The organism is Dolichospermum compactum NIES-806 (assembly GCF_002368115.1).
GTDB lineage: Bacteria > Cyanobacteriota > Cyanobacteriia > Cyanobacteriales > Nostocaceae > Dolichospermum > Dolichospermum compactum.
The window spans coordinates 1,423,321-1,448,667 of the sequence record NZ_AP018316.1; the positions used below are offsets into that span (position 1 = coordinate 1,423,321).

Consider the following 25,347-nt stretch of genomic DNA (forward strand, 5'->3'; position numbering starts at 1 on the left):
TTTAACAGTATCATTTATGACGAAAAAACAATCTGCAACTTCTTTCTCCAATAACATTTCTGCACAAGAACGTCTAGCATTAGAGAGTTCCGTAGATTACACAAATATTGAGTTATTACCGGAAATTTGGACTCTAGCAGCAAAGAAATTTGAGAATATTATTGCTCTACATAATCCCCACTCTAAACCAGAAGTAAAAATTACCTATGGTCAGTTATGGGATCAAATTCAAAGATTTGCGTCTGGTTTGCAGAAGTTAGGCATCAATACCCACAATAGCGACACTCTTCCCTATGGTGAACGGGTTTCCCTGATTGCTGATAATAGTCCTCGCTGGTTTATTGCCGATCAAGGTATTATGACTGCTGGAGCGGTAAATGCAGTCCGAAGCGCCCAAGCAGACAAAGAAGAATTACTTTATATTATTTCCCATAGTGGTAGTACAGCATTGGTAGTTGAGGATGTCAAAACTCTAAATAAATTAGAATCAGGTCTCAAAGAATTACCGATTAAACTCGTAGTTCTCCTTTCCGATGAGACACCACCCACAGAACTTAATTTTCAAGTGGTCAACTTTTCCCAATTATTAGGCATTGGTAGCAACAACACCTTAGTAGCGACTAAATACAGCGGCGAAACATTAGCAACCCTAATTTATACTTCTGGTACTACGGGAAAACCCAAGGGTGTGATGCTATCTCACAAAAATTTACTGCACCAAGTTAAAAGTTTAAGAGCAGTAGTACAACCGGAAAAAGGAGATATTGCCCTGAGTATTTTGCCCACATGGCATAGTTATGAACGCAGTGGTGAGTATTTTCTACTTTCTCAAGGCTGTACCCAAATTTATACTAATTTGCGGTCTGTCAAAGGGGATTTGAAGAAATTTAAACCCAATTACATGATTGCTGTTCCTCGTTTATGGGAATCAATTTATGAAGGAGTGCAAAAGCAATTCCGCGAACAACCAGCCAAAAAACAAAGTTTGGTCAAATTTTTATTGAACATGAGCCAGAAATATGTGGAAGCACGGCGTATTTCCAAGGGTTTGAGTTTAAATCACATTCACACATCACTTATTGAACGTTCCCAGGCCAAAATAGTAGAATTAGCTTTGTTACCACTCCATATACTAGGTGGAAAATTAGTTTATACTAAAGTGCGGGAAGCCACAGGCGGAAAAATTAAGCACGTCATTAGTGGTGGTGGGGCGCTACCTACATATATAGATAACTTTTTTGAAATTGCTGGTGTGGAAATTTTACAAGGTTATGGTTTGACAGAAACCTCACCAGTAACTAATGCTCGTCGTCCTTGGCGAAATTTACGGGGTTCTTCGGGGCAACCAATTCCGGGTACGGAAGTAAAAATTGTCAACCCTGAGACTCGTCAACCTCTACCAGTCGGAGAACGGGGTTTAGTGCTGCTCAAGGGTCCACAAATCATGCAGGGCTATTATCAAAATCCTGAAGCTACAAGCAAAGCTATAGATGCAGAAGGTTGGTTTGACAGTGGTGATTTGGGGTGGGTGACACCTGAAAATGACCTAGTATTAACAGGTAGAGCAAAAGACACCATTGTTTTAACCAATGGGGAAAACATTGAACCTCAGCCTATAGAAGATGCTTGTTTGCGATCGCCCTACATTGACCAAATCATGCTAGTAGGACAAGATCAACGTAGCATTGGCGCTATAATTGTTCCTAATCTAGAAGCCTTAGCAGCATGGAACCAATCTCAAAATCATACCGAAAAGATTGATTTAGAGAGTAAAATAGTCCAGGATTTGTTTCGTCAAGAATTAAATCGGGAAGTCCAAAACCGTCCCAGCTATCGAGCCGATGATCGTATTGGACCATTCAAACTGATTGAGGAACAATTCTCAATTGAAAATGGACTCATGACACAAACTCTCAAAATCCGTCGTCACGTTGTTGTGGAACGATATTGCGATATTATTGACGGGATGTTTGCTAAATAATTTCCTAATTTCCCAAATCTTGAGCAGGGAACCCCCTACTGACTCCTCTCCACACTACAAACTATTTAAGAGTGAACGTACAAATTTTATGGATGTCTCCAACCCTCAATTGCTTTTAAAACGCCCCATTAATGTCAAAGCCATAGTTACTAGTCTCTGGAAAGAGGAAGTACAACAGCAACTCCAAGCTCAGATTAATCAAGTTGACCAACAACTGCAACAACTAGACGTTGAAGGACAAAGAGCAATTAGCGCCATTCAAAAGCAAAGTGTTCAACCACCAGGACCCCAAACACTCCAACAAATTGACAATATTCAACTACAAGTCAATCAAAAGAAAAGTGAACTCCTAGAGCAGAAAAACCAAATGCTGCAAAACCTCCAGCAAGTACAATTGTTGGAATTAGATCAAGAAGTCAACCAATTTCAAATGGAAAGCTTTTTCCGCATCGAACTGGGTGATAACTTGATTAGTAAAATGCAGGTGGAAGTTGTCCTGCGTGATGGCATTGTCGAAGAAATTCGCGGAGATATCTAAACAACTTGATCCCTGACTTCTTGGAGAAGTCGGGGATATTTCTTGAAGCAGGGGGAAGCGATCGCTTATTTGATAAGTCAATGACTATATTGAATCTCTAAAAAATAAATATTACTAATAATAGCTAAAAACCGAAATTTTTGATACACTACCCAATTTATAATCAATTGGATAGTTTGGCTTATCTCTTGTAGGGTGCGTCAGACCCAATAATTTGGTAAAAAACAGATTTCCTCTATCTGACCCACCCTACTCAATAAGTTATGTGCATACTTTATCTCTTGTAGGGTGCGTCAGACCCAATAATTTGGTAAAAAACAGATTTCCTCTATCTGACCCACCCTACTCAATAAGTTATGTGCATACTTTATTTCTTGTAGGGTGCGTCAGACCCAATAATTTGGTAAAAAACAGATTTCCTCTATCTGACCCACCCTACTCAATAAGTTATTCTCAAAGCCGAAAACGATGCTACGCTACTACAGAGGTCGTAATTTACTGACTTGATTGTTTGATTCTAAACGTAGGGGTTTAGCACTGCTAAACCCCTACACATCTAGGTTCTTTGTCATTTGGCAAAAGTTTAAATCTCACCCATGTTTAGTATATCTCACTCAAGTACATACCGCTATATCGCTATATAGAGTAAACATCATGAACATGAAGAACATTAGAGAAAGCATTAATTTATTCTTTTTCTCTTTAGTCAGGAATTTTATCAAATTTTTCCGTCGGGTTAAATTAATAGGAATCTCATTTAATAGTAGTGATCTGACTGGTCTATTACCAATCATCGGTTATGCTCTTGTGATTATGTCATTCATAGACTTTATCTATGTTCTTTCTGAGTTCCAACTCCAAAACTTTGAAAGTGAACTTAATTCTATTAGAGCATTCACTGAACACAGTTGGATTTTTTTGATTGGTTTGGGGTTTATTTTTACTCGCTATTTTAGCGAAAATCAATATGACATCCGCTTTCCAGAAATTATTTTTCAAAAAATTATTCGCTGGATAATCCTATTGATGGGAGTCGCATTTTTCCTCGCAATTCCCCTGGTTTTTGTAAATACAGGACGTTTATTAAAATCAGTAAATAATCAGATTATCGAACAGCAAAAGAGCAATATTGAACAAATAGCTCAAATAGAAAAGGGTCTGAATTCTGGAGTTACTACAGCACAACTTAAGCTTATTGGTAAGAATATCAACCTGAGTCCAAAGGAATTAAATTTACCAGATTCTCAGATCAAAGATTCAATTAAACGAAACTTACTCATTGCCAAAAGAAGAATTTCCGAAGCGGCAGATCAAGCTAAGCGACAGCAACATAGGAATAGATGGAAAAATAGTTATAGAACAATTATTGCTCTCTTTATTCTTTGTTTTACCTTTGTATTTGTTTGGTTCAAAATAGGACAGGCTTTTTAGAATGTTACAGATAATGTTAGCAATTAAACGTAAAATGGGAAGATTCAGGAAAGTTAAACTTGATCATACTTTCCTACTCCTATTCATCTTTGGGTTGATTTCTGCAATTAACTTAACACTCTACTCGCTAGTTGACAAAGATGTTCAAAACTGGTCATACCTGCTATTGCTATATATAGGTATTTTATTTAACATTTACGATAGACGCAATCACATTGCTTTTGTCAGCAAGTTTCCTGCTAATTTCATTGGTTTTTGCCTAGTTATTATTCCTTACATCAAGGCGGGTTTTTTAGTTGAAGCAATCTGGGTTTATTGGTATTTTATTGCCTTGATTAGTGCTACTGGTTTAGCCTTATTAGCATCAGGATTTCAAGGAATTAAACAATTCCAGAAAGAATTAGCAATTATTTTCATCTTTCCCACTTTCATCTATCTCATTACTCGATTATTGTCGGTATTGTTGAGTCGGTTTCCTGTTGCACTTATCTCTGCGAAAATAACCTCTTTTGTTTTATGGTACTTGGGATTTGATTCCGTGAATCAGGGGGTTATAGTTTATGTTAATAGTGGCGCCATTTCTGTACACGAGGCATGTACTGGGATACCTCTCCTGCTCATGCTATTAAGACTTTCCATGATGCTTGTCATTCTTTCTCCCTTTTTACTGAGAAATATTTATTTGCCTTTTATCCTTTCGTTCCTTATTAGTGGGGTTTTTTCCATTGGCAGATTAATAATTATGGCATTAGTGGTGACAGATAAACCCGCATTTCATTATTGGCATGGAGATGAAGGTGGTAATATCTTTGCTGTACTGTCGTTCCTATGTTTTGGAGCGATAATTTTGTTACTATCACCCGATAATCAAATTCCATTATCACCGTCAAAGGTCACCTCTCGCAAATCCCAGCCAGTGTCATATTCAAATGTAATTGTAACTATTAGTTTGATCATCATTTTATTTAATTTTTGGTTTTATTACAGCGCGAAGTTGGGTGAAGTTGCTACCTATAGTTTTCCCCAGCAAATACCTCTCCCCGGTTGGCAATTAACCTCTAGTGAACCTGTTTCTATACCGCGAAAGGAGCAAAATCTCCCACAACAGACTAGGGATATGGAAGCTTATCAGATGGAAGCCGATCTTAGGGAGGATATCCTATCAGGACAAATTTATCATTACCGAAAAACCGGACAGGATTTAACTGTGAATTTTTACTACATCCCCTCTAGTTCTAGTTTAGGCAATATTCAATCTTACTACAAGTCGTTGGCTTTTTTGCCAGATTTACCTAAGCTGATAGAGCCTCTGGAAAAGATTAACCCTAAAGGTTATCATTTACAGTTCTCCTCTGGAGAAAAAAACTATTTGACAGCCTGCATTAATTCCATGGGAAAAAGTACAGCGACAGTGAGTCAATTCATTGCCTATTTTTATCGTCCTTATCTAAATCCCTCTCAATGGTTGAATCTCTTCAACGGTAAACAGACTCTCCGTGACAAACGCTGTGTCTGGGGGCAACTCTCCTTGTCCAAAGCTGATGGTAGTGAGGCTGAATTGGAGGCTGTTTGGCAGGCTTTATTGTCTTATTGGCAGGGTAATTTCCCGAAGTTGAAAAACTAGACAAAAAGATTTACTCCCATACAAACGCAAAAATAGAGTATTAGGGGGTTGACAAATGATTTTGGATTTGTTATCATAGAGATGACGAGGAAGAACTATCCATTCAATTCCCCAAAACCGCTGACAATGAAGTAGGCGGTTGTGTTTTGTGCAAAAAAACAGATAGTTTTCATCAATCTGATTTTTCCAAAAAATCACCCACTTGATCACAAAACTGTTAAAATTCGTAGATTGAAGTCCATATATAATTGATTCTGAAACCACCATATCATGAGCATTAACGAAGTATTTATGCCGGCGCTGAGTTCCACCATGACCGAAGGCAAAATTGTCTCCTGGGTCAAATCGCCGGGAGATAAAGTAGAGAAAGGCGAAACGGTGGTGGTTGTCGAATCAGATAAAGCTGATATGGATGTAGAAACCTTCTATGAAGGATATCTCGCCTATATTATTGTTCCTGCCGGTGAAACCGCACCAGTCGGCGCAGCGATCGCTTATATCGCCGAAACAGAAGCAGAAATAGCCACAGCCAAGTCCCTAGCCAACGCAGATAACGCTGCTGCCCCCTCGACACCTGCCCCCATACCAGTTGCAGTTGCCGCAGTTGCCTCCCCTGTCACCGCATATCAAAATGGTTCTAACCATCAACCGGGCAGAGTCGTAGTTTCACCCCGCGCCCGTAAACTAGCCAAAGAACTCAAAGTAGATTTAAATACCCTCACCGGTAGTGGTCCCTACGGTCGCATTGTGGCGGAAGATGTAGAAGTTGCAGTTGGTAAAGTTCAGCCAATTACTACCCCTGTTGTCACTGCCGCACCAGCGCCAGCACCAGCACCAGTAGCCGCCCCAAAACCTGCGCCTGTAGCCGCACCAGTCACCACACCAGTAGTTAGTAGTGCTGTTCCCGGTCAAATAGTACCATTCACTACCTTACAAAATGCCGTAGTTCGGGGTATGGTAGCCAGTCTATCCGTACCTGTATTCCGTGTTAGTTACACAATTAGCACCGATGGACTCGATAAACTTTACAAACAAATTAAGTCTAAAGGCGTAACAATGACCGCGCTACTAGCAAAAGCTGTAGCCGTGACATTGCAAAAACACCCCATCCTCAATGCCAGCTACTCAGACCAAGGAATTGTCAATCACCCGAATATTAACATTTCCGTCGCCGTAGCCATGGATCATGGTGGTTTAATCACACCCGTTTTACAAAATGCAGATGCAGCTGATATCTACTCCTTATCTCGCAACTGGAAATCCTTAGTAGAACGCGCTAGAGCCAAACAGCTACAACCAGCAGAATACAACAGCGGTACTTTCACCCTCTCCAACTTAGGAATGTTTGGTGTAGATACCTTTGATGCCATTTTACCCCCTGGACAAGGTTCTATCCTAGCCATTGGTGCATCACATCCCCAGATAGTAGCCACAGCCGACGGCCTATTTGGTGTCTGTCAACAAATGCAAGTAACTGTTACCTGTGATCATCGTATCATTTATGGTGCTGATGCCGCCGCATTCTTGCAAGACTTAGCAAAATTGATTGAAACCAATCCTCAGTCTTTGACAATGTAAGGGACTAATACTCAGATCCCCGACTTCTTAAAGAAGTCGGGGATCTATAAAAAATATAAACATATACAAATTCCAGATTCTAAGAACTAACATTAAAACAAACAATTAATTAAAAACTGGTGTGTTATGACCATTAAAAAAGAATTCAACAGCTTTGAAGAAATGCTATCTGGTTCAGATGTACCCGTATTGGTAGACTTTTATGCTGACTGGTGTGGTCCTTGTCAAATGATGACTCCTATTTTGGAAAAGGTGAATCTCCAATTGAAAGACCAGTTGCGGATTGTCAAAATTGATACGGAAAAGTATAAAGAATTAGCCAGCCGATATGGCATTGCGGCTTTACCAACCTTGGTACTATTTAAACAAGGACAACCTGTGAATAAAATTGAAGGTGTTGTGCAAGTTGAACAACTAGTACAACATCTAAAGGCAGAGCTTAAGATACGGTAGGAGTCAGGAGTCAGGAGTTAGGGGTAAAATTGGCTTGTTTTCCGGCTGCAAATTTAGATCCTGTACCTCATTAATCTGCAATCACTGTTTTCAATTAGAGATGCCAAAGTCCGCGTCTCTATGACAGCAGGTTTTCGTGTATTTCTTCCTTTGCGCCTTTGCGCCTACCTTGCGGGAACTCTAAGAGAGATTGTGGGAAACAAAATCCTGAAATTGATTCTGGAAAATCCACGCTATCTTGAATAAAGAATATCCAAGGAGTGCATCTTTATCATGAAAGGCAAACAAGTTTTACTTACAGGTGGCACAGGGGGACTCGGTTTAGGTGTAACACCCGCAGTTATCGCCCAAGGTGCAGATGTAACTATTCCTTATCGTAATCCTCAAGATGTAGAACGGCTCAAAGGAATTATTTCCCCGGCGGATTTTGCGAGAATCCATTTTATTCCTGCTAATTTGGAAGATGAAGCATCAGTAGAGAAACTGGTCAGCCGCATGACAAAAGTGGATGTGTTAATTCATTTGGTTGGTGGTTTTTCGATGGGAAAAACTCACAAATACAGCTTTGATGATTGGAAACAGCAAATAGATTTAAACTTAAATACAACTTTTTTGACTTGTAAACATAGCCTTGCAAGTATGCTGGAAAATGGCTATGGACGCATTGTAACTGTAGGTTCTCGCGCTGGTGCTGAACCTGCGGCAAATTTGGCTGCTTATTCTGCGGCAAAGGCTGGGGTGATAGCCTTAACAAAAGCGATCGCTCATGAAACCAAAAATACTAATATTACAGCTAATACCATTCTCCCCAGTATCATTGATACTCCCAGCAATAGATCTGCTATGGGTGCAGAAAACGCTGACAAATGGGTAAAACCCGAATCTATCGCCCAAGTTATCTGCTTCTTAGCCTCAGAAGCAGCTATTGATATTCGTGGCGCAGTCATTCCCGTTTATGGTAGTTTGTGAAATAAACCACGACTGAGAAAGAGAACGATTATGAGAGTGGTATCTGTTTGTTACTCAGCAGGTATCACTTATAATTATTATTTAAAGCGATCGCAATTGACTTTTTCCGAGAATTTGCGGTAATCTTTCATTAAGACTAAAACTGTGGAAGTTCAGTTGGATAATCGAAATTTTAAAAGCTAAAATACAGGTATTACTTAACTACAACTTAGTATGAAATTCAATGTTACGATTGATCGAGATGAAGATGGTGTCTGGATGATTGAATGTCCTAGTATTCCTGGTTGCATTAGTCAGGGAGCGACAAAAGAAGAGGCTTTAGAGAATATTCAAGATGCAATTTTTGCTTGCTTGCAGGTTAGGGCAGAGATTGGCTTGCCATTGACTATTGAAACTAAACAAGTAGAAGTCTTAGTATAGTTATGGCATCAAAACTACCTGGTCTGAGTGGACAAGAAGTAAGTAGGTTGACGTTGAAAATTGTCGTTATAGCAAGGCAAGAGGCAATAGTAAAGAAGTTTTCAGCGATTTTACGTTTCTTTACACAGTTTGGTTTTATTGTGTTCACCTACTTAGTTCGTACCTTTGAAAAGCTGGGCTGGCGATTTGCACGCCAAAGTGCAAGTCATATAATTTTGGTCAAAGAAGGTGAAATGGTAACTTTGTCTGTTCCTGATCATCATGAGGTGGCAAAAGGGACTTTACACGGTCTGATACGAACTGCTGGGTTAACAGTAGAAGAATTTATTGCCAATGTTTAAATATATTGTATGTATTATTTGTAGTATTGGCGATCGCTACGCTGACCTTCTGAATCGCCTAAGCTCCCATTAGAATCCTTAACACCCAGTTTAAATTTCTAGATTTGTAGAGATTAAAATCATGGCGCGATCGCATATCTCTTGACGGTTGACTAGTTTGGCTAACTCATGGGGTTCATAGCGTCCTTCTTCAACCTCTAAGGAGGCGCGATCAACTGCTTCTGTATAAGCTTCAGAAATTGCTAGGCTTAATTCATCGGTATTGAGGTATGTTCCGCCAGCTTTACGTCGCTGGTTTTTGGTTTGGATACCGCGTATAGAGTTGCGAATTGATAGCTCCCACGATTTCGTAGTGCGATTTTCTGTTTTTTGCTTGATTAGATGCATAAGCAGAATTACTGCATAGCTACGAATGTTGTTGATTTTATCGTCTCTGCTCATTTCTTCTAACTCGTCAACAATTGCCAAAGCTCCAGTCATATCACCTTTAAGTAGTAATTCCCTTAATGTCAAAAGTTCTTCCATATCTTTAGTGATGTGAGAATGGGATATATAGTAGTTATAGCATTAGTTACTATATCCATTAAGATAAGAGCCGATAGCGAAGCGCGAACTAGGAATCGCTACACTGACCTTTGAACCTCCTACATTAAACTTTAGAAGATAATCATTGAGGCGATTTCTTGGACTTTGGGCGAAAATCTACCACAATTCACTATTAAGATGAAAATTAACACGCACTTGCGAGATAATAAATAATCGTTACATTCAAATTCAAAGCTGGGACAATGCCTTTCGTCCAGATTAAAATTCCTGACCAATTGCTGATCCCATTTGGGGAACCGAAGTGGTCAATAGAACGCATCTCAGTTGTTGGTGTTTCGACAACCGGCACTTACCTACAGTCTGACACGCCACTTGTCATTGCAACGACCTTTAGCGATCGCCTCCAGTAAACTTTAGAAAAGAGAGGAATCATGCGATCGCGAAGCACTCCGTAGGAATCTCTTATTGCCGAACGAAGTTTTAATCCTGTTAATCCTTTAATCCTGGATATCCTGATTCAGACAAGAATATTAATTTAAAACCCCCCTAATTCCCTGTTCCAAACCCTCACATACACCCGTGAGAAAATCTAAATCCAAAGTAGCAATAGTATCACTAGGTTTCTGATAATGGAGATTTCGCATAAACGCCGTATCCGTCACCATGATTGCCGGATAACCTTGATCCCAAAAAGGTGCATGATCACTTAAGCGAGTTTGGGGAACTAATAAACCACGATTTGGTGCTGGTAGCCATTGACTAAATATACCAACTTTGTGAATACTTTTACTTAAACTAATTAAATCACCCAAAGTCTTTAAATTGCCAATTAAAGCTATAAAATCACCACGATTTGGGTAAAATAACTCTAAAGGAAATGGGTATTTTTGAGAACCAGGAGTAGAATCTCGATATCCCAACATTTCCAAAGATATCATCAAGCGAAGAGGTTGCTTTTGTTCGTGTAACAAAGCTGCATAATCAGTGCTACCCACTAAACCATATTCTTCCATATCAAAAGCCACCAACCGCAAAGGATATCTCGCGGGAGTTTCGGCAAAACTTCTGGCAAATTATAATAAAACTACCACCCCTGTCGCATTATCATCCGCTGCGACTGTACCAGGTACGCCATCATAGTGAGCGCCAATTACAATAGGTGGTAAATCTGCCTTTTGGTTTTTGGCTAAAGCGGGTAAATTTAAAATCAAGTTTTTGCAGCTTTTACCTTTAACTTCAAAGGTGTGGATTTCCACACTGCCCCATTGTGCCAATTGCCGGCGAATGTATTCTTGAACAAAGAAATGTCCCGCAGTCGCCATATAAGGATCACGTTCTCTCGCTACTTCCTGAAGATGGTTTCCTAACCGCTGCTTTAAATTCAACTTAATTAATGAGAGATTAGTGGTTAGTAAATTTTTTGTCTATTCCCTGTTCCCTGTTCCCTGTTCCCTGTTCCCTGTTCCCTCTCTTGAAATGCTATCCTAGTTTAGCAGGTAGCACCGCTGTTGCTAAAATGCCTCTAATTCCTGATTTAATAATGACGACTATTATATTATTGGATTGTTGACCTGATTTAGCGCCAAGCTGAAAGCAGTCTTATCATATCATAATAAATTTATAAAACACGCAACAGGAGACGAGTAACGCATGGGCAAGGTAGTTGGCATCGACTTGGGTACAACCAACTCAGTAGTCGCCGTCATGGAGGGTGGCAAGCCGGTGGTGATTGCCAATGCAGAAGGAATGCGAACAACCCCCTCCGTAGTTGGCTTTAGTAAAGAGGGTGAAAGGGTTGTAGGACAAATGGCTAGGCGGCAAACTGTTCTCAATCCCCAAAATACCTTTTTTGCTGTAAAACGCTTTATTGGGCGCAAGTATGGCGAATTAAACCCAGATTCAAAGCGCGTACCTTACACTATCCGTAAAGATGAAGTTGGCAATATTAAAGTTGCCTGTCCCCGTTTAAATAAGGAATTTTCTCCAGAGGAAATTTCGGCGATGGTGCTGAAAAAATTAGCTGATGATGCTAGTCGTTATTTGGGTGAACCTGTTACTGGCGCTGTAATTACTGTGCCGGCTTATTTTAATGATTCCCAACGCCAAGCTACCCGTGACGCGGGCAGAATTGCCGGTTTGGATGTGTTACGGATTCTCAATGAACCCACAGCAGCATCTTTGGCTTACGGATTAGATCGAGGTTACACAGAAACTATTCTCGTGTTTGATTTAGGTGGGGGAACTTTTGATGTGTCCTTGCTGGAGGTGGGTGACGGCGTATTTGAGGTTAAAGCTACTAGTGGAGATACTCAACTTGGTGGCAATGATTTTGACAGAAAAGTAGTTGATTGGTTGGCGGAACAGTTTTTAGAAGCAGAGGGTGTAGACTTAAGACGCGATCGCCAAGCTTTGCAAAGGTTAATGGAAGCCGCAGAAAAGGCGAAAATAGAGCTTTCTGCCGTGAGTGTCACCGATATTAATTTACCCTTCATTACAGCTACTGAGGACGGGCCAAAACACCTAGAAACTCGCCTGACGCGATCGCAATTTGAAGGTTTATGTGTAGACTTATTGAGTAGAATCAGAACACCAGTCAAACGGGCATTAAAAGATGCCGGACTTTCTCCTGTAGATATTGAAGAAGTTGTCCTCGTTGGTGGTTCTACCAGAATGCCTATGGTGAAACAGCTAGTTCAAGACTTAATTGGCATTGAACCTAATGAAAACGTCAATCCTGATGAAGTCGTCGCGGTGGGTGCAGCTATTCAGGGCAGTATTCTGGCTGGTGAACTTAAAGATGTTCTCCTGTTGGATGTCACACCCCTATCTATGGGCTTAGAAACCATCGGTGGTGTAATGAAAAAACTTATCCCTCGCAATACAACTATTCCAGTCCGCCGTTCTGATATTTTTTCTACTTCGGAAAATAACCAAAACAGCGTAGAAATTAATGTGGTTCAGGGCGAAAGGGACATGGCCGCAGATAACAAGTCCTTGGGACGGTTTAAACTCTATGGTATTCCTCCAGCACCCAGAGGTATTCCTCAAGTTCAAGTATCCTTTGATATTGATGCTAATGGGATTCTCCAGGTAACGGCACTAGATCGGACTACCGGCAGGGAACAAAGCATTACTATTCAAGGCGCTTCGACTTTGAGTGAGTCAGAAGTTAACCGGATGATTCAGGATGCTCAAAAATACGCCGATGTTGACAGAGAACGGAAAGAACGAGTTGAAAAACGTACCCGTGCTGAAGCATTAATATTACAAGCAGAACGGCAATTGCGAGAAGTGGCCTTGGAAATGGGAATGCAATTTGCCCGTAACCGTCGTCAACGCATTGATAATATTTGCCGGAATTTACGGGAAAGTTTACAAGCTGACGAAGATCGGGGAATTGATCAGGCTTATGCTGATTTACAAGATGCTCTGTATGAACTGAATAGAGAAGTCCGTCAGTATTATGCTGAGGATGAAGATGAGGATCTATTTGGCGCTATCCGGGAAATCTTTGTGGGTGAAAAAGAAAGAGAACCGGAGAGGGATGTTTACAGAAGTAATTATCGGCAACGAGATTCATCTAGCCGCAGTGTTAACAAAGATTATGGCAATACAGGGCGTTCTCCTAATTATGAAAGTCGTCCCACCCGCAGCAAACGCCCCAGCTACCAGGATAACTGGGATGATGACGATGATTGGTTATAATTCGATTTTAGATTTTTAAATTGGGATTTAATATCTTTCCCAATATTGGATTTGCAGGGTCAGTCACAAGTAGAAACACCACTGACCACTGACCACTGACCACTGACCACTGACATTTAAATATATGCAAAATTTGCAAAATTTTCGGGATTATTACGAGATTTTAGGAGTTTCTAAGGATGCCACAAGCGAAGAAATTAAAAAGGTTTATCGGCGGTTAGCTAGACAATATCACCCTGACCTGAATCCGGGGAATAAGGAAGCTGAGGAGAAATTTAAAACCATTGGGGAGGCTTATGAAATCCTTTCTGATTCTAGCAGGCGATCGCAATATGACCAATTTAGCCGCTATTGGCAACAAAATGGCTTTGCTGGCAATAAACAAACTCCCAAGCCTAAAGGTTGGGATAACCGCGCTAACGGGCGTTCTAGCCAGGATGTAGACCCCAGCCAATTCAATGATTTTGAGAGTTTTGTCAATCAAGTAATTGGTGTCAGCAACCGCAAAGAACCCAAAAATACTCCAGGAAATACCACCACTAGCGACCCCTTTCGCACTCCTAGAACTAAAGTTGCCTATACTGTCAATACTCCACCCCGTAGCACTCGCAGGGATATCGAAGCCAGATTAACTTTACCACTGGAAAAAGCTTATCAAGGCGGTAATGAAAGGATAAGATTAGAAGATGGGCGATCGCTCGAAGTGACTATGCCCCCAGCTATGGTGACAGGACAAACCATCCGCTTACGAAATCAAGGAATTAGTGGTGGTGACTTATACCTAAAAATTACCGTTGACCCTCATCCTTTATTTAAGCTGGAAGGGGCTAACATTTTCTGTCAAGTACCTGTAACTCCCAGTGAAGCAACATTAGGCGGACAAGTCGAAGCGCCTACCCTTGATGGACCAGTAAAGATGACCATTCCCCCTGGTGTCAGGTCTGGGCAAAGATTCCGACTTGGTAATAAAGGCTACCCAGTTGAAAACGGTCAACGAGGTGATCAATTAGTAGAAATTCAGATAGTAACTGCCAAAAATATTACTCCCCAAGAACGGGAACTTTATGAAAAATTGCGAGAAATAGAAACCTTTAAACCTCGCGCTGATTTAATTTAATTGTCAGAATCAGGATTTCCATGATTTAAAGATGAATTTGATTATTGTTTTCCGAGAATAGCAGAAGAGGGTTAGATGTGATCAGCCAGAAAGCATCTAAATTTGATTTAGTGAAGTTAGAAAATAAGCCATCAAACTCTTCTCTATTCCCTGTTCCCTCATCTCAACCAGCAATTTAAATGCGTGACAGCTTAATCTTTGAAACTGGTTAAAATAACCCTCCTCATACTTTTTATAAATTCGTCAATAATCTAGTTTTTCTCAAAATAAATGTTAATACACTCTCTTCCTTCGCAATAATCTCTGTCACAACTTCCATTCCCGCTTGAATGGGATATTTTTGTAAATCTCTTTGCAAATGCAGCTTTTCTGATTCAATTGTCACTTCAAAATACGATTCTCCTGTGTTATTACTCTGAGATAAAATCGCATCTGCCGTAATTGACCTCACTGCACCTTCAAGTATACCATAATCAGGGTAAGGATAGGCAGAAAATCTCATTTTTACCTTGCCTATTTGGCAATTTACCACTTCTTGAGAATTGCAGTCTGTAGCTTCCAAACTATACAACAATCCTAAATAACCACCTTGACGCTGATAAAATCTCTTTAATTCATCTGCTGAATGACATTCTTTAAAGTTAACAAATTCTACCCAACCGTAATTATTCCGATTTAAAATCTTTAAAGTAGGAAAATTTGGGTTAAAGCCTTTTGCATTTAACCACAACAGCAGTTCTTGAAAATGGACATCTACTGCTAATGATCTTGGTTTATAAACTAACTGCCAACTGGTAGCAAATTCAAGTATAATAACTGACCTGCCATTATTATGGCTGTCACCTAGTCCCCGTTTAACTTTAACTAATTTTTCAGAGTTTGCTGATGGTTGAAATTGGTAACAAATATCTACCCAATCATGACAAAAATGCTGGATAAATTCTAAGCTATTTTCTACCCAGCGATTAATTGTTTCTAAAACTTGTCTGGCTAAAACCGGGTATTCTTCCCACAATGCTAGTTGCACTTCGGGAATTTTCAACCGTTGTATAAAGCTAGAAAATTTTGATTGAGAATCATCACCTGTTAATAAACCTTGCAATCTGGCTACATTCAGTTCTAATACTAAGGTTGTATTTACCATTAATAGCAGTTGTTCTGGTAATCCCTCTAATAAAATGTCATTAATATTACTTAAATTTTTAGGAAGATTTTGTATATTATTTAATCCAGCTTCTAATTTAATTATACCTTGAGCAAGCAAAGGAGTAAGGACATTCAAAAAACCAAAACAAGGATGTGCAGATAAACTAGAACTAGATAACAGCTTTGCAATATCTTGATTATTGAAATTTTCATAAGCTTGCTCAATTTCTTTTACCCACGTCAATGGTACAGTTACTACTGTTTGTCCCAAAATTTGGCAAAATTGCTCTTCATTAATCCCCTCAGTAGCTAGTTTTTGAGCAAATAATTCTGTATTTACCCAAATGTAATCTGATTTCCACCGTTTAAGCCTTTTTAATCCCAACTCAACATCATCCACCAACTCATCGGAACTAACTGCTATCCGTTCCTTTAATGACATAGCACGAAACCAAACGGAATCTTGACAGTTGATTTTTTTCATTTTCTTAGAAACTTACTCAGTGTTTACGCGATCGCTTAACTATGATAATAATTATCATTATCTGGTAATCTGTGTAAAGCAGATCCAGATGAGGGTGTATCAGTGAGGATGTAATGTTAAAAGTTTTCTTAGGTTTAGTCTTAGCAACCCCAGTAGTTTTGATTTCTTCAGTAGCGTGGGGTAGTGAAATAGCAGAAAATGATGATTTAGCACAAGTAACTTCTGTATCTCAATTGTCCGATGTACAACCCACAGACTGGGCTTTTAGTGCTTTACAATCCTTAGTAGAACGGTATGGTTGTGTAGCAGGATATCCCAACGGCTACAAGGGGAATTTACCGCTGAATTAGCAACTTTACGCGGTCGGGTGGATGCTGTAGAAAACCGCGCCGAAATTTTAGAAAGTCAGCAATTTTCCACCACAACGAAGCTTTCCGGTGAAGCGATTTTTGCTATTAGTGATGTTTTGACTGGAGACAGTGATCCATTTAGAGTTGGTGTACCTCCCAACAGCACCATCTTTGCTAACAGAGTCCGTCTTAACTTAACCAGTAGTTTTACAGGACAAGACGAGCTAAAAATTAGACTCCAAGCAGGTAGCACTATGAATTGAGTCCGGCTATCAACTTAACTTTAGGCTATTTAGCTCCCAATGCTAACAGTCCAGACAGTTTAACTCCCGATAGCAGTAATGGGACAACGGCTGGAGGTTTATTTGATGGTCGCTATTCGGCTTTAGCACAATTAAGCTTTAAACCTAGTAGAAATTTAGCTTTTGGTTTAACTTACCTCAATGGTTATACCGCAGGAACACCGACTTTCCTTAATGATGTGGGAACAATTTCCGCCAATTCACCGAGTTTAATTGCCGATAATGCCCGACGAGAAATTAACGCTTACGGTGTAGCGGGGTTGTGGCGAGTTTCTCCCAAATTTACTGTCAATAGTTGGTTTATGTATACTAATCAACAAGGTAAATCCGCCGGAACTGAGAATGAAAGTGCAGATGTTTACAGTTATGCGATCGCTCTAGCTTTTCCTGATTTGGGTAAAAACGGTAACTTAGGAGGTATTGTCGTTGGTGTTCCTCCCTATGCGACTCGTTCCGGTATTATTCCTTTCTATAGACCATTTTTAGGTGGTGCAAGTGATGTAGTTAGCACCATTCCTAATCGCTCTACACCCTTGCATTTGGAAGCTTTCTATAAGTATAAATTAAATGATCATATTTCCATTACACTGGGTGTAATTTGGCTAGTAGCTTCCAACCAAACCAGTAATAATCCTGATGTCGTCATTGGTACAGTGAGGACTACCTTCACGTTTTAGCTTAAACAGTAGACATATTCTATCCAGGATGGGCAGGAAAACGCCCATCCCATAAAATTTTTTCTCAACTGTTGCTCCTGTAAATTCCCTGCCTTGCGCCCGATCATGTTAGACTCCTGGATCTGTTATCCTAAAGGTAGATCCCTCACTAACTTGCAGCTATGACCGTCACCCAAAATATTGAACCCGGTTTAGATGTAATATTTCCTCCCAGTAATCTAGAAAGTGACGAACCCCCCTTGGAATCATCTTTACATCTACAACAAATGCTACTACTAATCCAATGTCTCAATTGGTGGTGGCGAGATATAAATAAAATTAATAATTATTTTGTTGGCGGGAACATGACTGTTTATTATAGTCCTCGGCAAATTAAAACCAAAGATTTTCGTGGACCAGATTTTTTTCTAGTGCTGGATACAGAAAACCGCGATAGAAATAATTGGGTAGTCTGGGAGGAAGATGGTAAATATCCTAACCTCATTATAGAATTGCTTTCTCCCTCCACTGCGTCCACTGATAAAGGGTTAAAAAAACAAATTTATCAAGATATTTTCCGCACACCTGAATATTTCTGGTTTAATCCGCAAAATTTAGAATTTGCTGGTTTTATCTTGTTTGGTGGAACATATCAACCCATAGAACCCAATCCTCAAGGTTTATTATGGAGTCAGCAACTAAATTTATATTTGGGTGTTCATGACGGTAAATTGCGTTATTTTCTGCCAGAAGGACAATTAATGCTAACACCAGAAGAATATGGAGTAGAAGCAACCCAACGTGCAGAACAACAAGCCCAACTCACAGAAGCAGCAACCCAACGTGCAGAACAACAAGCCCAACTCACAGAAGCAGCAAATCAACGTGCAGAACAACAAACCCAACTCGCAGAAGAAGCAACTCAACGTGCAGAACGTTTAGCAGCCAAACTCAGAGAATTGAATATCGATCCTAGTATTGTGTAAAATAACACACTTTGTGTAAGTTGGGTTGACCCAAGGAAACCCAACATTTAAAATATTCAATTAATTTTTCACTGAAGACTTAGAACTGATTATTTTTGATGGAAACATCAAACTTAACCATCTCACAAAACCATTAAAATCATTCATAATTTATGGAGTGCCTAAAATTGAATATTAATAGTATTAGAAAACCAATCATCATTAATTAACTGTTCTAAAGTATAAGGACATTGCTCAGGAAAAGTGTTTTTCTCTAATCCTGTTTTTGCAGAAATGTTGAATAGCGTAATAAAACTTTACATATTGAAATAAACTTAGCCTATAAGTGCTATTTTTCATCTTATCCAAATAAGTTTTCTAAACCAATGAACATAACTTATTTCCTGACACATATAGGACTGAAGATAACGGAGTTTATCTAATAAAGTTTTGCCAAATTCTTGCGGTATTTCTATTAGTTGCAATATCAAATAAGCGATTAAACAGCACATTATCTGAATTCTAATTCCATTCTCATTCTTTGTCATAAGTCTGTCTAACTTGAGGTGCATTTTTAAGAATTTCCATAACAATTCAATTTGCCATCTTTGTATGTAAATTTCCATAATCTCTTGATTACTAACTTGCTCTTCTCCTTCATTTAATAAGTTTGTTGCTAAACGAAATTCACTCTTAGTTTCTATATCACAAAATGCTACTACTCTAATTTCCACTTCTCTTTCATCTTTGCCAACTTTACAATTACCATTTTCTAGCATTTCTAAAGTGACATTATTTTTAATTCTTAAGACAAAAGCTTTATTTTTTTGTTGTTTTAATTCAGATATTCTTTCGGAGGATGCAAATCCTCTATCCATTATCCCTACTCCTTTTGACGGAATTGCTTCTACTGTTTCTTGTCCATATTTATGGTCATGTCCTTGCCCAAAATGAATCACCATTCCACCAACTTCTGATGTCAAACTATCTAACCCACAAAATAGTTTTACTTGATGATATCCTTGACTCCATAATAATTTACTTGTTAATGTAATAATTGTTGAATCTATAGGAAATAATGCTTGGGTTTCTTCCTTTCCTTTTTTCTTTCTCAGTTGATTGTTTAATTCAGTTATTATCTCCAAAAATACTTGAGTATCTCTCTTTTTACTTGCCTTGGAAAAATTTGATATTTTTAAATCTATCCCTTGATTATTTAGTCTTTGAAATAAATCTCTCATACTCACTATACTTTTATCCATGACATACTGTAACCACACTGATACAAATGAAAATGTGTCCAGAACTGGATAATCTTTTTTGGGCAATGGTTTCAATATTGTTTTGACCACTTCTGGGAAATTCTTTAAGCGCATAATTTGATAATTCTTTATCTATATTTTTTTAGATTGTATCAAATTATGGTACTTTTTTTTAATCTTTTCCTAACATTCAACACTTCTGTTCCAGATATTCTCAATATCTCCTGCTGCTTGGCTAGAAATGCGAAATTGACTCATACAAAATCACTTTCAACTTCACTTTTCTGAACTCTGGCTTTAATATTTGCAAAAAAATCTGTTAGCGACTCTTCATCATATTCAGTGTACTCACCATTTTCTAGTTGCTGAATACCAATGTTAATTTCATTGCGTAAAGCTGCTAATTTGAGTTTTTGCAGTTCTTCCTTAAGGTTTTGCAGTTGATCTAACATCTGTTGAAATTCTTGTGCTTCCTGCACTACAACCTCAGCTTTGCCATTGACAGTCAACACCAGTGGGGATTTTGTCAACTTAATTTTTTCTACGTAGTCTTTGGCGTTACGTTTGAAATCGGTAAGAGTTTGGATATTTTGGAGATTAATTCTAGTTTGCATCGCATCTAATAAAATACTGAATAATACATATTATAAGATGTTTTGTGGCTGTTTCTGCTATAGCTACCCAAGAGATTTAGAATAGAAAAAAACTTATTTGAGCAAAGTGACTCAAAAAAACGTAAATCATCATGGGGAAGTCCCACAAAGCAGCAATACTACTTATTATTCCCTGCTAGGACTCCATCCCGGAGCATCAGTAATTGATATCCGTCGTGCTTATCGAGAACTGAGCAAACTCTATCATCCAGATACAACGGAATTACCTGCGAACATTGCTACTGCTCAATTTCAGCAAATTAACACAGCCTATGCTACCCTGAGTAATCCAGAACGGCGTTTAAACTATGATGCCAAAATTGGCTATTCCCGGTTTGGTGTCATTCAAGCACCACCAGACTTAAATCACTCCGTGCATAAACCCTACGATTTTTCCAAATCAATGTATCTGGATGCCAGCGATCGCCCTTTATCTTCTGGGGAAATATTTGTATTATTTATTCTGGGGTTAACCATAGTTGGTTGTATGCTGTTAGCGCTGGCGATCGCCATTCTCCGTGGACAAGTAATCAGTTAAACTCAATTTCCTGCTCTAAAATAACCGAATAACTTTGAATTAAATTGCTTATGCTTTCCTCTGATACACCCCTATATAGTCACTCTTTACCACAAATCGAACTATGGCTAAAAAACCAAGGTTGTCAACAAGACGATACCCAACTACATTGTTGGCGTGTCCAACGATCTAGTTGGGAAGCAGAACTTTGGTTAGACACTGAACAAATTACAGTTCGCTATTTTCAATCAGGAGAAAACCGTCAAGATATACAACGTTCCTTTAAATATTCCTTGAGTCGAGAAGACATCGAAGAAGCGGTTTTTTCAGGACCATAATTTGGAGCAGTCAGGAGTCAGGAGGTAGGGGCGCAGGGCCTGCGCCCTCTTTGATTGATTACCGCATCTAAAACCCAAAATCGTCAAACCTTCCCAAAACGACGTTCTCGTTGTTGATAAGCAGATAAAGCTCGATGAAATTCATGACGGTTAAAATCCGGCCAGAGAGTATCAGAAATATAAATTTCACTATAAGCCATTTGCCAAAGCAAGAAATTCGATAATCGCATTTCCCCACTGGTGCGGATTAATAAATCTGGATCTGCTATTCCAGCCGTATATAAATGAGCTTCAAATACTTCTTCAGATATATCTTCAGGCTGGAGTAAATCTTCCTTGACCTTTTGAGCGATCGCCCGACAAGCCTGTAAGATCTCCTGCCTACCTCCATAATTAGTCGCAATTGTAAACCGGATACTGCGATTATCCTTAGTTTGATCCATAGAATGGGAAATCTCAGCCTGAAGAGCCTGTGGTAAAGCCGATAAATTACCCACAAACTGAATTTGCACATTTTCCTCCACCATTTCCCGCAGTTCTTGCCGTAAAACCCGCTGAAATAGATTCATCAAAAATTCCACCTCTTCCTCTGGTCTTTGCCAATTCTCCGTTGAAAAAGCATAGGCAGTTAGCGCTTTAATTCCCCAGTCCTTGCAACAGTGCAGCAAATCCTTGAGAGCATTGACACCAGCCTTATGACCCATCATGCGGGGTAGACCACGACTTTTTGCCCATCGGCCATTACCATCCATAATTACCGCGACGTGCTGAGGTAGTAATTCTTGTTTTAAATCAAGAGGTAAATATTGCAATTCAGTTTGTTGTGTTTTCATTTTTTATCTTGAGAAGCGGTCGTACCCCTACGGGTAGCGTGTCGAAGGCAAGGTAAGCCAAGTAACCGGGACATTAATTTTAGTGATTGATCACCAAGTTGACGAACTAAACTTAAAAGACCAGGTGCATGAGCCTCCCGATCTACAGTGGGAGAAAATCGAGTCTCTAAAGACTCTTTGAGCTTTTTAATAGTTAGTGGTCTATATAGAGTTCCCTTTTCCGCTAAGGAAATAGAACCCGTTTCTTCTGATACAACAACACAAATACAATTTTCGACCCTTTCAGTAATTCCCATTGCCGCCCGATGGCGTGTTCCCAACTGCCGCGACGCTGTGCGTCCTGAAAGTGGTAGAATTATACCAGATGATACAATGCGCGAACCACGAATTAACGTTGCTCCATCATGTAACAAAGTTTTTGGTTGGAAAATAGTTTGGATCAGTTCTTTAGAAACTTCAGCATTTAGCTTCACTCCTGGGACTGAAAAATCTTGTTCTTCAATAGGCCCTGTGGTTTCTAAAATTAGTAAAGCGCCAATACGATTTTTTGATAACTCTTTAATTGCATCAACAATTTCATCAATTACACTATCTGACTTAGGAATTGCTCTAGCATTATTTTGAAATAATTGCCAAAATTCGCCACGTCCCAATTGTTCCAAAAAACGGCGAAATTCTGATTGCAGTGCCACAGCCATAGCCACAGCACAGCCAATCACCAATTTTTCCAGAACAAAATTTAGCAGAGGTAATCCTAACTTGCCACTGAGCGCCGAGCAAAGCATTAAGACTATAAACCCTCGCACCATCCATAATGTGCGCCGTTCACTAATAATCACCAGGATCATGTATGTCAGTGCCAACACCAACATCATATCCAGAGTCCCAAGGAGCAAGGACTGCGACCAATCTCCCAGGTTTATCAGCCATTGCTTCCACCAATCTCTCATGACATCTGGATTCTTATAGTCATTTGTCAGTTGTCAGTCGTCAGTTGTCATTTGTCATTTGTGATTTTTTAACCACTGACCACTGACCACTGACTACGGACTATTTAAGTCTTTCTGGTAGGCAATCTTGTCGAATCAAGTCTTGATAAGTTTCGCGCTGCAAAATTAAATTTGCTTCGCCATTTGCCACTACAACTGCTGCCGGTCGGGGGAGGCGATTATAGTTAGATGCCATACTGTAATTGTATGCACCAGTTCCCATAACTACGAGAATATCATTTGCTTCAGTTTTTGGCAGTTGGGCATTTTTAATCAGAATATCTCCCGATTCGCAATGTTTACCCGCCAATGTCACGATTTCGGTGCAAGGAGCAGATATTTTATTCGCAACCACCACCCGATAAACTGATTGATAGGTGATAGGACGCGGATTATCTGACATTCCGCCATCAATCGCCACGTAGGTACGAATTTCAGGAATTACCTTGGTAGCACCAACTGTATAAGCAGTGACACAAGATGTGGCAATAAGCGATCGCCCTGGTTCACAGAGTAACTTTGGTAAGGGCAAATTTTCCGATATACAAGCAGCTTGTACAACTTCACAAATTGCCTTCGACCATTCAACAATAGTTGGGGGATCATCAGATTCTGTATATTTAATCCCTAGACCACCACCAACATTTAATTCTGTCACCTGCAAACCATGTTTAGCCGCATCTCTTAACCACTGCACCATCACAGCCGCTAAATCTCTATGTGGTTGACGTTCAAAAATTTGTGAACCAATATGAGCGTGTAACCCCACACAGTTTAAACTAGGCTGTTGACTCACAAAAGCAAACACCTCTTGTAAATCATGGGGATCAAAACCAAATTTACTATCTAAGTGTCCAGTGCGAATATATTCGTGAGTATGGCATTCTATCCCAGGAGTTAAGCGTAGCATGATCCGAATGGGCGAAAGAGAAGAATTTTCCATGTTCTCCCCTGCTATCTTCACCAGCATATCTAATTCATGCCAGTTATCCGCTACAATAGTACATCCAGACTGAATCGCTAAAACTAACTCGTCATGAGATTTATTATTTCCATGTAAGTAAATTTTATCAGGACTCATACCTGCATTCAGCGCAGTATAAAGTTCGCCACCAGATACTACATCAATTCCTAACCCTTCTGATGCCACAATGGCACAAACAGCTAAACAATTCCATGCCTTAGAAGCATAAAGTACCTGAGATTCTCCCTTGTAATATTCCTTAAAGGTATCTCGATATTGCCTACAAGCTGTCCGTAGAGTTTCCTCATCTAAAATATATAGAGGTGAAGCAAACTGTTCAACTAGGGTTGTGACATCACACCCACCGATTTCCAGATGATCATGATCATTAACTCTCGCTGTCAAAGGTAAGAGTTGTTGATTAGGAGAAATATCAGCACTGTCACCAGTTGTTGACTGTAAATATTGACGGCCAGAAAGTTGAACTTCGACGGGGTAAGTCGATACCATAACTAATAAGAGTTGTCTTTGTGAAAAATCAGGCCATGAGTATATGTCCTAATTTCCAGTTTACCCTCTCATTGGTAATGGATAATTGGTAATTGGTAATTAACCTTCCTCAATCCTCAAAAATTGTGATTTCATCCGACTTAAAAATTCAATCTTTAACCACAGATAATCTAACTGAACTATTAGAACTAGATAAAGCCTGTTTTGATGGTTTATGGACTATGGAAGGCTACCTACGAGAGTTAGAAAGTCCTAATAGTCATTTTTTGGGTTTATTTTCACCTTTTAATCACTCCGAATTGTTAGGAATGGGGTGCTTTTGGTCAATTTTAGAGGAAGCACACATTACAATTTTGGCAGTTCATCCCCAATATCATGGTCAAGGACTGGGAAAAGCTCTATTATATTCCCTGCTGCAAACTGCGGTGGATATTGGTTTGGAGAGGGCTACCCTCGAAGTCCGCGATTCTAACCACGTTGCTATTTCTTTGTATCAAAAATTTGGTTTCAAAACTGCGGGAAAACGACGGGGTTATTACAAAGATAACAATGAGGATGCTTTGATTCTTTGGCTGTCTGAACTACAACAACCACATTTTCTCAAAAATCTAGATCAATGGGCAACTTTCATGAATTCACCCTTCTAGATTCCAACGAACAACTGACAACTAACCA

At 39.5% G+C, this 25,347-nt stretch carries 24 protein-coding genes and 2 pseudogenes; 17 read left to right on the plus strand and 9 right to left on the minus strand.

All coding sequences use genetic code 11. The annotated features are described in order from the left end of the window. The first annotated feature begins 16 nt into the window (after positions 1-16). From CA730_RS07000 to CA730_RS25505, 9 genes are all read left to right on the plus strand, one after another. Positions 17-1,981 carry an AMP-dependent synthetase/ligase gene (locus CA730_RS07000; protein WP_096665578.1) on the plus strand — a complete coding sequence of 655 codons (1,965 nt, stop codon included), beginning with the start codon at positions 17-19 and terminating at the stop codon, positions 1,979-1,981. A gap of 88 nt (positions 1,982-2,069) precedes the next feature. Continuing rightward, the gene (locus CA730_RS07005) at positions 2,070-2,519 is read left to right on the plus strand and encodes a YlqD family protein (RefSeq protein ID WP_053537811.1); all 450 of its coding nucleotides are present in this window, start codon (positions 2,070-2,072) and stop codon (positions 2,517-2,519) included. Between the two features lie 654 nt (positions 2,520-3,173). Continuing rightward, positions 3,174-3,950, plus strand: a complete 777-nt coding sequence (gene hpsJ-A, locus CA730_RS07010) for an HpsJ-like protein, cyanoexosortase A-associated (protein WP_157749926.1) — start codon at positions 3,174-3,176, stop codon at positions 3,948-3,950. A gap of 1 nt (position 3,951) precedes the next feature. Next, positions 3,952-5,574, plus strand: coding sequence for an archaeosortase/exosortase family protein (locus tag CA730_RS07015; protein ID WP_096665585.1), 1,623 nt, complete (start codon positions 3,952-3,954; stop codon positions 5,572-5,574). Between the two features lie 270 nt (positions 5,575-5,844). Further along, positions 5,845-7,152, plus strand: a complete 1,308-nt coding sequence (locus CA730_RS07020; protein WP_096665588.1) for a dihydrolipoamide acetyltransferase family protein — start codon at positions 5,845-5,847, stop codon at positions 7,150-7,152. Positions 7,153-7,278: 126 nt separating this feature from the next. Then, the gene (gene trxA / locus CA730_RS07025; RefSeq protein WP_096665591.1) at positions 7,279-7,605 is read left to right on the plus strand and encodes a thioredoxin; all 327 of its coding nucleotides are present in this window, start codon (positions 7,279-7,281) and stop codon (positions 7,603-7,605) included. Between the two features lie 273 nt (positions 7,606-7,878). Continuing rightward, positions 7,879-8,574, plus strand: a complete 696-nt coding sequence (fabG, locus tag CA730_RS07030) for a 3-oxoacyl-ACP reductase FabG (protein ID WP_096665594.1) — start codon at positions 7,879-7,881, stop codon at positions 8,572-8,574. Positions 8,575-8,787: 213 nt separating this feature from the next. Further along, positions 8,788-8,994, plus strand: a complete 207-nt coding sequence (locus CA730_RS07035; protein ID WP_039201429.1) for a type II toxin-antitoxin system HicB family antitoxin — start codon at positions 8,788-8,790, stop codon at positions 8,992-8,994. Positions 8,995-8,996: 2 nt separating this feature from the next. Further along, complete coding sequence (locus tag CA730_RS25505; protein WP_231940012.1) at positions 8,997-9,335, plus strand: type II toxin-antitoxin system HicA family toxin; 339 nt, start codon at positions 8,997-8,999, stop codon at positions 9,333-9,335. Positions 9,336-9,425: 90 nt separating this feature from the next. On the opposite strand, the gene CA730_RS07045 is transcribed toward CA730_RS25505, so the two are convergent. Both CA730_RS07045 and CA730_RS07050 read right to left on the minus strand, forming a co-directional pair. Beyond that, positions 9,426-9,860, minus strand: coding sequence for a DUF29 family protein (locus CA730_RS07045; protein WP_096665597.1), 435 nt, complete (start codon positions 9,858-9,860; stop codon positions 9,426-9,428). 551 nt (positions 9,861-10,411) lie between these two features. Beyond that, a pseudogene (locus CA730_RS07050) lies at positions 10,412-11,266 on the minus strand (M28 family peptidase). A gap of 265 nt (positions 11,267-11,531) precedes the next feature. On the opposite strand from CA730_RS07050, the gene dnaK reads away from it, so the two are divergent. Beyond that, a complete protein-coding gene (dnaK, locus tag CA730_RS07055; protein WP_096665600.1) occupies positions 11,532-13,586 on the plus strand; it encodes a molecular chaperone DnaK in 2,055 nt (684 codons plus the stop codon). A 124-nt stretch (positions 13,587-13,710) separates the two neighbouring features. Next, complete coding sequence (locus CA730_RS07060; protein WP_096665603.1) at positions 13,711-14,703, plus strand: DnaJ C-terminal domain-containing protein; 993 nt, start codon at positions 13,711-13,713, stop codon at positions 14,701-14,703. Positions 14,704-14,935: 232 nt separating this feature from the next. Here the strand turns inward: CA730_RS07060 and CA730_RS07065 are convergent, their stop codons facing one another. Continuing rightward, positions 14,936-16,333 (minus strand): DUF4135 domain-containing protein, encoded by a 1,398-nt coding sequence (locus CA730_RS07065; protein WP_096665606.1) that lies wholly within the window; start codon positions 16,331-16,333, stop codon positions 14,936-14,938. Positions 16,334-16,446: 113 nt separating this feature from the next. On the opposite strand from CA730_RS07065, the pseudogene CA730_RS26410 reads away from it, so the two are divergent. The 3 genes and pseudogenes from CA730_RS26410 to CA730_RS07075 form a co-directional block, all read left to right on the plus strand. Beyond that, positions 16,447-16,934: pseudogene (locus CA730_RS26410) on the plus strand (iron uptake porin); the annotation flags it as partial. 8 nt (positions 16,935-16,942) lie between these two features. Continuing rightward, the gene (locus tag CA730_RS25520) at positions 16,943-17,662 is read left to right on the plus strand and encodes an iron uptake porin (protein WP_231940018.1); all 720 of its coding nucleotides are present in this window, start codon (positions 16,943-16,945) and stop codon (positions 17,660-17,662) included. Positions 17,663-17,823: 161 nt separating this feature from the next. Next, positions 17,824-18,627, plus strand: coding sequence for a Uma2 family endonuclease (locus CA730_RS07075; protein ID WP_096665609.1), 804 nt, complete (start codon positions 17,824-17,826; stop codon positions 18,625-18,627). Positions 18,628-18,788: 161 nt separating this feature from the next. Here the strand turns inward: CA730_RS07075 and CA730_RS26415 are convergent, their stop codons facing one another. The 3 genes from CA730_RS26415 to CA730_RS07090 all read right to left on the minus strand — a co-directional run bounded on the left by CA730_RS26415 (position 18,789) and on the right by CA730_RS07090 (position 20,482). Next, entirely contained in the window at positions 18,789-18,917 is a 129-nt protein-coding gene (locus CA730_RS26415; RefSeq protein WP_096671340.1) for a DUF29 family protein, read from the minus strand. Between the two features lie 45 nt (positions 18,918-18,962). Next, on the minus strand, positions 18,963-19,982 hold the full coding sequence (locus CA730_RS07085; protein ID WP_053537527.1) for a transposase: 1,020 nt from the start codon (positions 19,980-19,982) through the stop codon (positions 18,963-18,965). 140 nt (positions 19,983-20,122) lie between these two features. Then, positions 20,123-20,482 (minus strand): type II toxin-antitoxin system Phd/YefM family antitoxin, encoded by a 360-nt coding sequence (locus CA730_RS07090; protein ID WP_096665612.1) that lies wholly within the window; start codon positions 20,480-20,482, stop codon positions 20,123-20,125. Between the two features lie 106 nt (positions 20,483-20,588). Between CA730_RS07090 and CA730_RS07095 the strand changes: the two genes are divergently transcribed. Together CA730_RS07095 and CA730_RS07100 are read left to right on the plus strand one after the other, a co-directional pair. Next, positions 20,589-21,059, plus strand: coding sequence for a J domain-containing protein (locus CA730_RS07095; protein ID WP_096665614.1), 471 nt, complete (start codon positions 20,589-20,591; stop codon positions 21,057-21,059). 50 nt (positions 21,060-21,109) lie between these two features. Next, positions 21,110-21,376 carry a DUF3143 domain-containing protein gene (locus CA730_RS07100; protein WP_096665616.1) on the plus strand — a complete coding sequence of 89 codons (267 nt, stop codon included), beginning with the start codon at positions 21,110-21,112 and terminating at the stop codon, positions 21,374-21,376. An 83-nt stretch (positions 21,377-21,459) separates the two neighbouring features. Here the strand turns inward: CA730_RS07100 and CA730_RS07105 are convergent, their stop codons facing one another. From CA730_RS07105 to lysA, 3 genes are all read right to left on the minus strand, one after another. After that, on the minus strand, positions 21,460-22,209 hold the full coding sequence (locus CA730_RS07105) for an isoprenyl transferase (protein ID WP_096665619.1): 750 nt from the start codon (positions 22,207-22,209) through the stop codon (positions 21,460-21,462). Beyond that, entirely contained in the window at positions 22,206-23,159 is a 954-nt protein-coding gene (gene cdaA, locus CA730_RS07110; RefSeq protein WP_096665622.1) for a diadenylate cyclase CdaA, read from the minus strand. The genes CA730_RS07105 and cdaA overlap by 4 nt, the downstream gene beginning before the upstream one ends. A 100-nt stretch (positions 23,160-23,259) precedes the next feature. Further along, entirely contained in the window at positions 23,260-24,672 is a 1,413-nt protein-coding gene (gene lysA, locus CA730_RS07115; RefSeq protein WP_096665625.1) for a diaminopimelate decarboxylase, read from the minus strand. Positions 24,673-24,797: 125 nt separating this feature from the next. On the opposite strand from lysA, the gene rimI reads away from it, so the two are divergent. Next, complete coding sequence (gene rimI, locus CA730_RS07120; RefSeq protein WP_096665628.1) at positions 24,798-25,319, plus strand: ribosomal protein S18-alanine N-acetyltransferase; 522 nt, start codon at positions 24,798-24,800, stop codon at positions 25,317-25,319. Positions 25,320-25,347: the final 28 nt, after the last annotated feature.

Coding starts and splice junctions, on each gene's coding strand:
- CA730_RS07000 (WP_096665578.1), top strand. CDS start 17: ATGACGAAAAAACAATCTGCAACTTCTTTCTCCAATAACATTTCTGCA.
- CA730_RS07005 (WP_053537811.1), top strand. CDS start 2,070: ATGGATGTCTCCAACCCTCAATTGCTTTTAAAACGCCCCATTAATGTC.
- hpsJ-A (WP_157749926.1), top strand. CDS start 3,174: ATGAACATGAAGAACATTAGAGAAAGCATTAATTTATTCTTTTTCTCT.
- CA730_RS07015 (WP_096665585.1), top strand. CDS start 3,952: ATGTTACAGATAATGTTAGCAATTAAACGTAAAATGGGAAGATTCAGG.
- CA730_RS07020 (WP_096665588.1), top strand. CDS start 5,845: ATGAGCATTAACGAAGTATTTATGCCGGCGCTGAGTTCCACCATGACC.
- trxA (WP_096665591.1), top strand. CDS start 7,279: ATGACCATTAAAAAAGAATTCAACAGCTTTGAAGAAATGCTATCTGGT.
- fabG (WP_096665594.1), top strand. CDS start 7,879: ATGAAAGGCAAACAAGTTTTACTTACAGGTGGCACAGGGGGACTCGGT.
- CA730_RS07035 (WP_039201429.1), top strand. CDS start 8,788: ATGAAATTCAATGTTACGATTGATCGAGATGAAGATGGTGTCTGGATG.
- CA730_RS25505 (WP_231940012.1), top strand. CDS start 8,997: ATGGCATCAAAACTACCTGGTCTGAGTGGACAAGAAGTAAGTAGGTTG.
- CA730_RS07045 (WP_096665597.1), bottom strand. CDS start 9,860: ATGGAAGAACTTTTGACATTAAGGGAATTACTACTTAAAGGTGATATG.
- dnaK (WP_096665600.1), top strand. CDS start 11,532: ATGGGCAAGGTAGTTGGCATCGACTTGGGTACAACCAACTCAGTAGTC.
- CA730_RS07060 (WP_096665603.1), top strand. CDS start 13,711: ATGCAAAATTTGCAAAATTTTCGGGATTATTACGAGATTTTAGGAGTT.
- CA730_RS07065 (WP_096665606.1), bottom strand. CDS start 16,333: ATGAAAAAAATCAACTGTCAAGATTCCGTTTGGTTTCGTGCTATGTCA.
- CA730_RS07075 (WP_096665609.1), top strand. CDS start 17,824: ATGACCGTCACCCAAAATATTGAACCCGGTTTAGATGTAATATTTCCT.
- CA730_RS07085 (WP_053537527.1), bottom strand. CDS start 19,982: ATGCGCTTAAAGAATTTCCCAGAAGTGGTCAAAACAATATTGAAACCA.
- CA730_RS07090 (WP_096665612.1), bottom strand. CDS start 20,482: ATGCAAACTAGAATTAATCTCCAAAATATCCAAACTCTTACCGATTTC.
- CA730_RS07100 (WP_096665616.1), top strand. CDS start 21,110: ATGCTTTCCTCTGATACACCCCTATATAGTCACTCTTTACCACAAATC.
- CA730_RS07105 (WP_096665619.1), bottom strand. CDS start 22,209: ATGAAAACACAACAAACTGAATTGCAATATTTACCTCTTGATTTAAAA.
- cdaA (WP_096665622.1), bottom strand. CDS start 23,159: ATGAGAGATTGGTGGAAGCAATGGCTGATAAACCTGGGAGATTGGTCG.
- lysA (WP_096665625.1), bottom strand. CDS start 24,672: ATGGTATCGACTTACCCCGTCGAAGTTCAACTTTCTGGCCGTCAATAT.